9 protein-coding genes are annotated in these 12,084 nt (G+C 37.1%); 5 read left to right on the forward strand and 4 right to left on the reverse strand.

Annotated elements, in window-relative coordinates; genetic code table 11:
• Positions 1-127: 127 nt before the first annotated feature.
• From surE to FNW21_RS12905, 4 genes are all read left to right on the forward strand, one after another.
• Positions 128-907: a 5'/3'-nucleotidase SurE gene (surE, locus tag FNW21_RS12890; RefSeq protein WP_144257166.1), complete on the forward strand. Its 780-nt coding sequence runs from the start codon at positions 128-130 to the stop codon at positions 905-907.
• A complete protein-coding gene (locus FNW21_RS12895) occupies positions 900-1,172 on the forward strand; it encodes a hypothetical protein (protein WP_144257167.1) in 273 nt (90 codons plus the stop codon). Before surE ends, FNW21_RS12895 begins: the two co-directional genes overlap by 8 nt.
• Before the next feature lie 97 nt (positions 1,173-1,269).
• Positions 1,270-2,385, forward strand: coding sequence for a lipid-A-disaccharide synthase (gene lpxB, locus FNW21_RS12900; RefSeq protein ID WP_144257168.1), 1,116 nt, complete (start codon positions 1,270-1,272; stop codon positions 2,383-2,385).
• Positions 2,386-2,434: 49 nt separating this feature from the next.
• Positions 2,435-4,471 carry a ComEC/Rec2 family competence protein gene (locus FNW21_RS12905; RefSeq protein WP_144257169.1) on the forward strand — a complete coding sequence of 679 codons (2,037 nt, stop codon included), beginning with the start codon at positions 2,435-2,437 and terminating at the stop codon, positions 4,469-4,471.
• Between the two features lie 12 nt (positions 4,472-4,483).
• Here FNW21_RS12905 and FNW21_RS12910 read toward each other — a convergent pair whose 3' ends face one another.
• The 4 genes from FNW21_RS12910 to FNW21_RS12925 are packed head-to-tail and all read right to left on the reverse strand — an operon-like array spanning position 4,484 to position 10,382.
• Positions 4,484-4,945: a thioredoxin family protein gene (locus FNW21_RS12910; RefSeq protein ID WP_144257170.1), complete on the reverse strand. Its 462-nt coding sequence runs from the start codon at positions 4,943-4,945 to the stop codon at positions 4,484-4,486.
• A gap of 54 nt (positions 4,946-4,999) precedes the next feature.
• The gene (locus FNW21_RS12915) at positions 5,000-6,484 is read right to left on the reverse strand and encodes a peptide MFS transporter (protein WP_144257171.1); all 1,485 of its coding nucleotides are present in this window, start codon (positions 6,482-6,484) and stop codon (positions 5,000-5,002) included.
• Between the two features lie 30 nt (positions 6,485-6,514).
• The gene (locus FNW21_RS12920; protein WP_144257172.1) at positions 6,515-8,191 is read right to left on the reverse strand and encodes a peptide MFS transporter; all 1,677 of its coding nucleotides are present in this window, start codon (positions 8,189-8,191) and stop codon (positions 6,515-6,517) included.
• 22 nt (positions 8,192-8,213) lie between these two features.
• Positions 8,214-10,382 (reverse strand): S9 family peptidase, encoded by a 2,169-nt coding sequence (locus FNW21_RS12925; protein WP_144257173.1) that lies wholly within the window; start codon positions 10,380-10,382, stop codon positions 8,214-8,216.
• 382 nt (positions 10,383-10,764) lie between these two features.
• Here FNW21_RS12925 and FNW21_RS12930 point away from each other — a divergent pair, with 382 nt between their 5' ends.
• A complete protein-coding gene (locus FNW21_RS12930) occupies positions 10,765-12,081 on the forward strand; it encodes a hydroxymethylglutaryl-CoA reductase, degradative (protein WP_144257174.1) in 1,317 nt (438 codons plus the stop codon).
• The last annotated feature ends 3 nt before the right edge of the window (positions 12,082-12,084 follow it).

Consider the following 12,084-nt stretch of genomic DNA (forward strand, 5'->3'; position numbering starts at 1 on the left):
ATTCCTTTTTGGCTTTGCGAATTTGTGGTATTTTATTTTATTTATGTACCCAAAACACCCGATAGTATGACTACATTTGTGGGTGTTTTTAGAATTCAAAATTGTGCCCTTTTTTTAGATAAAAAATATGAAAAATCACTCACCGCTACTATTAGTAACCAATGACGACGGTATTACTGCCCCAGGAATCAAAGCGTTAATTGAAGTCATGTCCGAAATAGGAACCGTAATTGTAGTCGCTCCAGACAAGCCGCAAAGTGCCATGGGACACGCCATTACTATCAACAACACCTTGTATTTGAACAAAATTTCTAAAGAAGAAGATCTCATCACTCAATACAGTTGCTCTGGAACGCCTGTGGATTGTGTGAAAATGGCGGTAAATGAAATTTTAAAACAAAAACCAGATTTGTGCGTTTCTGGTGTCAATCACGGATCCAACTCCTCGATAAATGTGATTTATTCTGGAACTATGAGCGCAGCGGTTGAGGCGGGTATCGAAGGAATTCCTGCCATCGGGTTTTCGTTACTAGATTATGACTGGAATGCTGATTTTGAGCCAATCAAGAAATACATCAAAAAAATAACATTGGAAGTCCTCGAAAACGGCTTACCCGAAGGCGTAGTTTTGAATGTAAATTTTCCAAAACGGAAAGAAAACGAAATCAAAGGAATTAAAATTTGCCGGCAAGCAAAAGCACTTTGGGTAGAAAAATTTGATAAACGAGAAACCCCTCAAGGAAGGGATTATTACTGGTTAAGCGGTACTTTTGTAAACCAAGACAAAGGCGAAGATACGGATGAATGGGCATTAGAAAACGATTATATTTCAGTCGTGCCCGTGCAATTCGATTTGACGGCACATCACGCCATGCAACAACTTAACACACTAAAATGGAATGACTAAAGCAGCTGTTTTTTATGGATTTGTAATGGCCATTATTTTGGCAATTCTAGGGTGCTACCTGTTCCTGTTATGGTTCACCGATTATACCTTTTTGGCAGGATTGCAAATCATCAAATCACAAGGAAATCTTGGCAAAATTGTAGCTTTAGGAAGCATCTTGGATTTACTTGCTTTTGGGATTTTACTCCAATTAAAACAAGAAATGATGGCGAGAGGCGTTGTTTTGGCCGTAATTTGCATTACCATTTTAACTTTGTTTCTCTAACAAAATCAATTCTTTATATCTTTGCACCATCACATCGTACCAATATCACTTACAATAGTATTGGTAGGAATTGTTTCAAAACAATACTTATTTACCAATGAAATATTACATTATTGCAGGAGAAGCTTCAGGGGATTTGCATGGTGCGAACCTTATGAAGGCATTGTATCTTGAAGATCCAAAAGCTGATATTCGGTTTTGGGGAGGCGATTTGATGCAAAAAGTAGGTGGCACCTTGGTCAAACACTACCGCGAATTGGCTTTTATGGGATTTATTGAAGTGCTTTTTAATTTGAAAACCATTTTGAACAACATCACCATTTGCAAAAATGACATTACCACATTTCAGCCCGATGTACTCATTTACATCGATTATCCCGGTTTTAACTTACGAATAGCTAAATGGGCCAAACTACAAGGGTATAAAAACCACTATTATATTTCTCCGCAAATTTGGGCTTGGAAAGAAAACCGCATTGTCGAAATCAAACGTGATATTGATAAAATGTATGTGATTTTGCCTTTCGAAAAAAGTTTTTATGAGGACAAACACCAGTATCCCGTTGCCTTTGTAGGACATCCATTAATAGACGCCATCCAGCAACAACCGCCCATTGACAACACCGTTTTTAGACAAGAGAACCAACTTAATGACAAACCTATAATTGCTATTTTACCTGGAAGCCGAAAGCAAGAAATAACCAAAATGCTTTCCGTAATGTTAAGCGTTGTTGATGATTTTCCGGAGTATCAATTTGTAATTGCGGGTGCTCCAAGCCAAGAATTATCCTTTTATGAGACATTTATAACCCATGAAAACATCAAATTTATTTCTAATAAAACGTACGATTTACTCAAAAATGCCACTGCAGCATTAGTAACATCAGGAACAGCCACGCTAGAAACGGCGCTTTTTAAAGTTCCCGAAGTGGTGTGTTACAAAGGAAGTTGGGCATCCTACCAAATTGCGAAACGAATTATTACCCTAAAATACATTTCGCTAGTCAATTTAATCATGGATGAAGAAGTCGTAACCGAATTGATTCAAGACGATTGTACCACAAAACGCATACGAGAGGAATTACATAAAATTCTAGAACCCAATCATCGCACGAAATTGTTGCAAAACTACACTTTATTGGAACAAAAACTTGGCGGAATGGGTGCAAGTGCCAAAACAGCAAAACTAATTGTGAGTGCTTTGAGCAAATAAAAAAAGCAAAGCAAAGCCATTTCTTACTAAAATTCACTATTTTAGTAGGATGAAAGTGCTACAATTTCCTTTGGCGAGAATAACAATTGGTTTTGTGCTGGGCATACTAAGTGCCTATTACTGCAACCCTATTCCAGAATTGGTTTTTGGCAGTCTTTTGGTAGCCTTTGTATCGCTTTGTTTTTGCTATTTTTGGAGTGTTAAAAAAACGTACAATTCCTTATTTTTTGGAATAAACACTGCCTTTTTGAGTTTTTGCATTGGAGCAACTGCGCTAATTGTCCACACCGATTCTTTTCAAAAAAGCAATTACATTCACAACACGTCTTTATTCGAAAAAGACCATTTGATAAGGGTGACAATTCGTGAAAAGCTAAAAAATTCAGTTACAAACTATCGTTATATTGCGCTTATTGAGCAAGTAAATCAACAAAAACAAACTGGGAAAATCGTACTTAATATCCGGAAAGACAGTCTAAATTTACCATTTGAAATTGGGACAAATTTACAAATCAAAGGCACGTTGTATCCCAACAATCCGCCTAACAATCCAAACCAATTTGATTACAGCAAATACCTAGCGAACAAGCAAATTTACGCCCAAATTTACGCCAATGCGGATGCTATTCAAAAAGGAAGTAAACTCGAAAAAGACATTTGGTATTACACAGCACGATTGCGAACAAAAATTATTCGGAATTTAGAGAAAAACCATTTTCATAAAACCGAACTTGATGTCGCCGTGGCACTCATTCTAGGGCAACAACAAGATATTTCACCAGAGATTATTCGGGATTATCAGTATGCGGGTGCGGTTCATATTTTATCGGTTTCGGGATTGCATATTGGTTTTATTTTGATGTTTCTCACGGCAGTTTTAAAACCTATTCCCAACACTCGAAAAGGGTCGTTTATCAAGTTACTACTCATTTTGATTTCGTTGTGGCTGTTTGGAATTTTAGCTGGTTTGGCACCCTCTGTGGTTCGCTCTGTAACCATGTTTTCGTTTGTAGCCATTGGGAATCATTTGCGCCGAAGCGTGAACATTTACCATACATTACTGGTTTCTATCCTGCTTATTTTACTATTTCAACCCACTTTTTTGTTTGATGTTGGGTTTCAATTGAGTTATGTAGCATTGTTTTTTATCGTTTGGTTGCAACCACTTTTGGCTGGTATTTGGATACCCAAAAACAAAGTACTCACCTACATTTGGGATATTATCACGGTAACATTTGCAGCACAAATAGGCACTTTTCCATTGAGTATTTATTATTTCCATCAATTCCCAGGGTTGTTTTTTGCGACAAATTTAGTTGTCATACCGCTCCTTTCTTTGATTATGATTCTAGGTGTTGTCGTTATGCTTTTGGCAGCGTTAAATTGCGTCCCGTATTTCCTTTCGAAAGCATTGGAATGGAGCATTTTCTATTTGAATAAAATAATCAATACCATCGCTTCATTGGAACAATTTATCATTCACGATATTGCATTCAATTGGTATTTTATGATGAGTTTTTATCTCTTGATTGTGAGTTGTATTCTTTGGTTCAAAAAACCAAGTTTCAACAAACTCATTGGGGTAGGTATTGCCATAATTATAACTCAAATTGTTGTTTTAGAAAACCAATGGAAAATTCAAAACGAGCACGAATGGATTGTTTTTAATGCTAAAAAAACCACACTTATTACAGAGCGAAAGGGCAAACAAGTAACGGTATTTGCTGCTGATAATGTATTAAAAACGGCAAGCAAAAACAATGTGCTTACAACTTATCTCGTGGGCAACTATAGCACATTGACGGCAAAGAAAAAGCTGGGGAATATCGCGTATTTTAAAGGAGAAAAAATTCTAATTGTAGATAGTTTGTGTTCATTTCCAAAGGACATATCACCTGATATTTTGGTACTTACACAATCAGCAAGACTTAATCTTGAGCGCGTTTTGCACACTATGAAACCCAAAATGGTAGTCGCTGACGGGAGTAATTTCAAGAGTCTTTTGAAAATTTGGAAAGCAACGTGCCAGCAACAAAAAATCCCTTTTCATGCCACAGCCGAAAAGGGATTTTACAGGTTACAGTAACCTAAAATAGGATTATTTTTTTTTTAAGAAACCATCGGCAACGGCCAACCAAGCTTTTGGACCGCCAGCAACATAACCGGTAGTTCCTAGCCCTTGAAAATTGGTTTTTCCGTCTTTGGTAATTCCATTAGCGATACAAATTGTTGGGAAACCTTGGATATTAAATGCTTGTTGCAAATCATTATTTTGTTTTTTAATTTCATCGGTTTGTGGGGCACGTCTCGGGAAATCCAATTCAACCAAGATCACATTGGCTTTTGCCCAAGTTGCAAATTCTGGCGTGGTCAAAACTTCTTTTTGCAAACGAATACACCAGCCGCACCAGTCACTTCCTGTGAAGAATAACAACAATGGTTTTTTCTCTTTATTGCCTACAGCTATGGCTTCGTTTACATTGGTATACCACTTTAATTCTTGCGCTTGCATGGCAAAACCACTTACCAGAAATGCGGCTATCAAAACTATTTTTTTCATCTTTTTTATTAATTTTTTACAAATATATACAAAAACAATACCACTCAATGTCGGCTATTTTACTTCTTGCATTAATTTTTTCATTATTGGCACAATTAGTATTAAAAAAACTCCCGCAACAATCGAATACATTGCCAGTTGGTAATATCCTTGCGTATAGGATTGTAATTTAGACATTAATGTTGTTCCCGTATTCGATTCGGCCATTGCGGCTCCTAATTTTCCGGCGGCAAATTGTCCAAAGGCACTGGCTAGAAACCACAATCCCATCATCATCCCGAAGAGTCTTTTGGGAGACAATTTGGTAATAATAGACATCCCAATAGGGCCTAAACAAAGTTCTCCTAAAGTGGTTACTAAATAGGCAAACGTGAATAAATTTAAAGAAGTGACACCTTTGCTATTCGCAAAAAAGCGGGTGTAGTAAAACAAAAAGAATGAGGCTCCCAAAAACAAAAATCCAATACCAAATTTAACAATAGTGTTAGGCTCCAATTTCTTTTGAGCCAACCATAGCCACAATAAACCTAGAACTGGACTAAAAATTATAACAAAAAACGAGTTGGAACTATTGTTTACAATATTGGGATCTATATTAAAAAAAAGTAGGCTTGAATCTAAATTATCTTTGGCAAAAAGCGACAACGAACCACCGCTTTGTTCGTAAATAGAATTGAAAACAAAATAGAAAAATATAAAAACAAAGGCTGCTAACAGTTTCTTTTGAAGGGTGATTTCTTTCAAATTATAGACTTCAAACAGAAAATAAAGTACGGCAATAATTCCTATTGTGTACATAAAATAATCCGTAAAACTAGTGTTCTTGACCATTATAAAAATAAAAGGAATACTCAATAAAGAGCCCAAATAAACGGCTATTTCTTTTGTTTTTCGTTTTCCTTTCGTCAAATTCAAAAGTGGTGAATCGCCAATAGGACCCAAATGTTTTTTGGTCATTAAAAACGTAGTCAAACCAATAATCATTACAACTGCAGCCGACAAAAAGCACATAGACCACGAGTAATTTTTGCCTAAATAAATACACAAAGCACCTCCTAAAAGGCCTCCAATATTAATCCCAGCATAGAACATTCCGTAACCAGCATCCCGTCTTGGGTCTTTTTCGTGGTATAATTCGCCGACCATAGAGGAAATATTAGGCTTGAAAAAACCAGTACCAATAATCGAAAAAGCAATACCATAATAAAATAAAGTTTGAGGAGAAAAGGCAATTAACAAATTACCCAAAATCATGACAATACCGCCAAAAAAAAGAGACTTCTTGAACCCTAAAATCTTATCGGCAAAAATGCCACCTATGAACGTAAACGCATATACAAAAGCCTGTATAGCACCATATTGCAAACTAGCTGCGGCTTCTTTTAACAAAAGCTGATCAACCATAAAGAAAACTAAAACCCCACGCATGCCATAGAAACAAAAACGCTCCCACATTTCAACAATAAACAAATACCAGAGCTGTTTAGGATATTTCCCTTTAAAATTTTGTATTTGTTCGATTGTAATAGTATGTTCCATAATATATTGTGGGTTTTAAAAAATTTATAATTAGCGAATACCGTGCATCATTTTTTTCAAGAAAGGAGTCAATGCAAATAAAACGAGAGCAGCAATTCCGGTCAAGACAACAAAAACCATAAAAAATTCGAACAAATTATGGATTTCAAAACCTACAAAAACATTATTATGATCGCTTATGTTATTATCAGCCAATACTTTGAGTTGGGTTGCCGTTGGCGTTATTGTTTTGTCCAAAATCCCTTGTAAATCAATGCCTAAATCAGTTGCTTTTTTGAATTTATCACCCGTTGCTGGCAATATCGATCCCAAAGTACCACCCAAGGCATAGCCAGAGGCATTCGACAAAAAGAAAACGCCATATAATAAGGACGAAAACCGTTTTGGTGATAGTTTCCCAACCAAAGAAAGTCCAATGGGTGACAAACACAACTCGGCACAAGTGTTTAGCAAATACAACAATATCAACCATTTCACAGCTAACAAACCCGAATTACCAAGGTCTTTTACTTGATTAGCAATCATAAAAAAGCTGACAGTAATTAGTAACAATCCAAACGCTAATTTTACTGGCGAAATGGGTTCTTTATCATTGGCTCTTAATTTATCCCACAATATACTAAACGGAATTGCTAATGCAACAACGAATAAACCATTAAAAATTTGAACCATCGAAGCAGGCATTTGCCATCCAAAAAAACCTCTATCCGTTTGATTATCGGCAATAAATGTCAATGAAGATCCTGCTTGCTCGAAAGCTGCCCAAAAGAAAATAATAAAAAACGAAACGATATAAATAACAATAATTCGGTCTCTCTCGATTTTTGTCAAAGATGAATCCGAGATAATTAATCCCGCTAATGTTAATCCGCTAGAATAAATTAAAGTATAAATTAAGTTTTGATCAAAAGCGTAATGAAAAATAGCTCCTAAAACAAGGAAAACAACTCCTGCAATACCCAAGGATAAGGAAGAGAAATTGGCTTTTTGTGCTTCGCCTTCTTCAAAATCTGCGGCAACATTTTGAGACGGCAAACCGCCTAATGGTCTCCCTTCGGGAGTGACTACATATTTGTTTTTTAGAAAATAAAACAAAACCGTCCCAATAAGCATGGCTATAGAAGCCGCAAGAAATCCCCACTTGAATGCGTGAATATCTCGTACGCCTCCCGTGTCTCGTACATCGCCTAATAACGGACAAATTGATTGCCCTAAAAACGCTCCAATGTTGATTCCCATATAGAAAATTGTAAAAGCGGTATCTAATTTACTTTTTTCTTGTTTGGGATACAAACTCCCCACCATACTGGAGATATTGGGTTTGAAAAAACCATTTCCAAAAATAATTAGACCCAAACCGCCATACATTATAGTGGTTGCCAAACTTAAATTTGCAGTAAAAACAGTGGCACTGGTAAACAACAACAATTGTCCAATAGCCATTACCAAACCTCCCAACAAAATACAATTCCGGTTCCCAAAATAACGGTCAGAGATAAATCCGCCCAACATGGGTGTTAAATAGCACAATCCCAGAAAACCACCATAAATAATAGAGGCGTCTTCCTCCTTCATCAGTAACGAGTTTACTAGAAACAAAACCAATAAGGTTCGCATCCCATAGAAATTGAAACGCTCCCACATTTCGGTTCCAAATAATACCCAAAGCCCTTTTGGATGTCCTGTTTTTGATTGTGTTTCGGTCATTATAGTTGTTTTAGGTTGTGATTTATAAATTTTCTTTGATAAAGTTAGTCATTTTATTATAAAGTTGCATTCGCGTTTTTCCACCTCTAATGCTGTGATCGTTATCCGGATAAATCTGGGAATCGAACTGTATGTTGGCTTGAATCATCGCTTCCATCATTTGCATGGAGTTTTGCACATGTACATTATCATCACCTGAACCGTGTATCAAAAGGAATTTCCCCTTGAGTTGTTGCACAAAATTCATAGGCGAATTGTCATCGTATCCCCTTGGGTTTTCTTGTGGTGTTTGCATGTAGCGCTCCGTGTAAACGCTATCATAAAAACGCCAATTGGTCACGGGAGCCACTGCAATCGCCATTTTAAAAACGTCATTTCCTTTCATAATACAATTCGACGCCATGAATCCGCCATAAGACCAACCCCAAATTCCAATTCTGGTTTTATCTACAAAAGGGTAATTCCCAATCACTTTGGCAGCATCAATTTGATCTTCGACTTCGAATTTTCCGAGTTGTTTTTGGGTACACTTCTTGAAATTGGCACCTTTAAAACCCGTTCCCCGACCGTCAACACAAGCTACGATATAGCCTTGTTGTGCCAACATCATAAACCAATACTCATTAGAATTGCCCCATTGGTTCACCACTTGTTGCGACCCAGGCCCAGAATACTGAATCATAAAAACAGGATATTTCTTGGAGGCGTCAAAATCTTTGGGTTTCATGATCCAAGCATTCAATTCGTTTCCTTTATCCGTTTTTAAAACAAAAAATTCTTTTACAGGTAAATTATACGCTTTTAATTGCGTGGCCAATGCTTCGTTGTTTTCTATAACTTGAAGTTCTTTGCCTGTTTTCGAATCGTTTAACGAATACCTAGTGGGTTGCTCGGCAGTCGAAAACGTGTTGATATAATATTGGAAATTGGGACTAAAAGTCGCTGCGTTAGCTCCTGTTTTTGGGGACAAAAGCACTTTGTTTTTTCCGTCAAGTCCTATTTTATAAATCGCTTTGTTGATAGAACTATTCTCCACCGATTGGTAAAAAACAGTATTTGTTTTAGCATCAAAACCATAATATTTCGTCACTTCCCAATTGCCTTTGGTCACTTGATTTTTGAATTTTCCCGTTTTGTCATAGAGGTAAATGTGATTAAACCCATCTTTCTCGCTCGTCCAGATAAAACTATTGTCCTTGAGGAACGTCAAATCATTGGTAACCGCAACATACGCTTTGTCTTTTTCGTTCAAAACCACTTTTGCCACCGCCGAATTGCCATCTATAAACAACAAATCCAAACTGTCTTGGTGGCGATTTAAGATTTGAGCACTCAAAACATGGGCATCATTTGTCCATTGAATTCTTGGAATATAAAAATCCGAGTAGGTTTCTAAATTTACTTTTTGAGTCGACTTGGCGTTCACATCATAAATATGCAGCGAAACTTCGGAGTTTTTCTCACCTGCTTTTGGGTATTTAAAAGTCTCGATTGTGGGGTACAAATCTTTTTTGAAAATAGACATTGAGAATTCAGGAACCTGACTTTCGTCAAACCGTATGTAGGCAATTATCTGGCTGTCTTTACTCCAATCAAAGGCTTTTACAAACGCAAATTCCTCTTCATAAACCCAATCTGTAATCCCGTTAATGATGCTGTTTTTCTTGCCATCGGTGGTGATTGTCGTGGTCGTTTTGGAACTCAAATCATAGACATAAAGGTTGTTTTCTCTGGCGTAAGCAATCTTTTTTCCATCGGGTGAAAAAGTAGGTTCTTGCACAGGGAAATCAAAAAGTTTGACCAAAACTTGCGTTGCGGTATCAAACAAAAAATAATCGGCGGTAAAGGAATGGCGAAAGATTTGCTTTTTGTTGCAAGCCAGCAAAAGTTGCTTTTCGGAAGCATCAAAACTGTAGCTTTCTATTTTTGGTAACGCTTTGAATTGTTTGGTATCGATGAGCGTAGTCACTTTTTTTAGAGTTCCAAAATCATACACATCAATTTGGGAACTGCCCGTATTCTTGTCAAAATTCAATACCGTATAATGGTTGGTATTTTGCATGGATTTGAGTTCATCCATCGCTTTGGCGGTGTAAACACCCGAATATATTTCTTCAACTGTGATTTTTTTTTGTCCAAAAACGACACAAGACCAGACTAAAAACAAAACCGTTATTTTATTCAAATGCATACAATTGATTTTAATTTAAAAAACTGGTCAATTTTAGTGAAAAAATTACAATAAACACACATTTTGAATGTTAAATGTTAAATTAAAGCTTCCTAAAAATCATTTTAACGTTTTTAAAAATCAAACTCAAAAGGTGTTTTTTACAACAGATTGCTTCGCCTGTTCGCTATCGCTCGGATTTCAGCTTTTTTTTAGAAATAAATTCGTATAAATTTCGCTGAAACAGGTGAATGCAGTTACTTTTTTTATTAAAATGGGCGACCCGAGCGATAGCGAACAGGCGAAGCAATCTGTGGTGGTACTTTAAAAGCGAATGCCCTGACCTTGCAATTAAAAAACGGAATACCGTATCTTTGCTATCAAATTACACAATCAATTGAGCATGAATAAAACGGTCAGCGGATTTTCGAAATTATCTAAAGAAGAAAAAATAAATTGGATTGCCAATACCTACTTTTCTGCCCCACAGGAAGCAATAGCTTTAATCAAAAAGTATTGGAATGCAGACCCCAAAATCCAACAATTACACGATGATTTTATAGAAAACACCATTTCTAATTTTTATATTCCTCTAGGAGTAGCCCCAAATTTCTTGATAAACGGTAAATACAGTACCATTCCTATGGCAATCGAGGAAAGTTCTGTGGTTGCCGCTGCCGCAAAAGCTGCCAAATATTGGGCGACACGAGGCGGTTTTAAAGCCACCGTAATCAACACCGAAAAAATTGGACAAGTTCATTTTATATACAAAGGCGAAATTGAAAAACTAGATTTATTTTTTCTCCAAGTCAAAAATAAATTTTACGAAGACACCGCATCTCTTACCAAAAACATGCAAAAACGAGGCGGTGGCATCCTTGATATTGCTTTAATCGACAAGACGAATTCCCTACCCAATTATTTTCAGCTTCATGCCACTTTTGACACCAAAGACAGCATGGGAGCCAATTTTATCAATTCGTGTTTGGAGCAATTTGCCAAGACATTGAAGGAAGAAGCCCTGAAGTACGCCCTTTTTTCCGAGACCGAAAAGGATATCCAAATCGTTATGAGCATCCTCTCGAATTATGTCCCCAATTGCATTGTTCGCGCCGAAGTATCGTGTCCCGTTGCTGCTTTGTCCGAAAAAAACATTCCTAATTCACAGGAATTTGCAAGCCGTTTTATACAAGCCGTGCAAATTGCCGAGGTAGAACCTTTTCGAGCCGTGACGCACAACAAAGGCATCATGAACGGGATTGATGCCGTTGTACTGGCAACAGGGAATGATTTTCGTGCTGTCGAAGCAGGAGTTCACGCTTATGCGGCACGAAACGGCAAATATTCCAGCTTATCACATGCCAAAATCGAGAACGATATTTTTACTTTTTGGCTCGAAGTTCCTTTGGCATTAGGTACCGTGGGCGGTTTGACGTCCTTACATCCATTAGTAAAATTAGCGTTAGAAATGCTCGAAAATCCTTCGGCCGAGGAGTTGATGCAGTTTGTAGCGGTTGCCGGATTGGCACAAAATTTTGCCGCTTTGCGTTCACTAACTACCACCGGCATTCAGGAAGGCCACATGAAAATGCACTTGAACAACATCCTGAACCAGTTTGAAATCAACGAAACCGAAACCCATTTGATAAAAAAACACTTCAAAACACATCCCATTTCGCACAGTGCCGTGGTGGATTTTATTGCGAATTTAAAAAAATAAGCT

It is taken from the genome of Flavobacterium restrictum (assembly GCF_007097245.1).
Lineage (GTDB): Bacteria > Bacteroidota > Bacteroidia > Flavobacteriales > Flavobacteriaceae > Flavobacterium > Flavobacterium restrictum.

Excerpts from the sequence above, each read along its gene's own strand:
- surE (WP_144257166.1), top strand. The coding sequence starts at position 128 with ATGAAAAATCACTCACCGCTACTATTAGTAACCAATGACGACGGTATT.
- FNW21_RS12895 (WP_144257167.1), top strand. The coding sequence starts at position 900 with ATGACTAAAGCAGCTGTTTTTTATGGATTTGTAATGGCCATTATTTTG.
- lpxB (WP_144257168.1), top strand. The coding sequence starts at position 1,270 with ATGAAATATTACATTATTGCAGGAGAAGCTTCAGGGGATTTGCATGGT.
- FNW21_RS12905 (WP_144257169.1), top strand. The coding sequence starts at position 2,435 with ATGAAAGTGCTACAATTTCCTTTGGCGAGAATAACAATTGGTTTTGTG.
- FNW21_RS12910 (WP_144257170.1), bottom strand. The coding sequence starts at position 4,945 with ATGAAAAAAATAGTTTTGATAGCCGCATTTCTGGTAAGTGGTTTTGCC.
- FNW21_RS12915 (WP_144257171.1), bottom strand. The coding sequence starts at position 6,484 with ATGGAACATACTATTACAATCGAACAAATACAAAATTTTAAAGGGAAA.
- FNW21_RS12920 (WP_144257172.1), bottom strand. The coding sequence starts at position 8,191 with ATGACCGAAACACAATCAAAAACAGGACATCCAAAAGGGCTTTGGGTA.
- FNW21_RS12925 (WP_144257173.1), bottom strand. The coding sequence starts at position 10,382 with ATGCATTTGAATAAAATAACGGTTTTGTTTTTAGTCTGGTCTTGTGTC.
- FNW21_RS12930 (WP_144257174.1), top strand. The coding sequence starts at position 10,765 with ATGAATAAAACGGTCAGCGGATTTTCGAAATTATCTAAAGAAGAAAAA.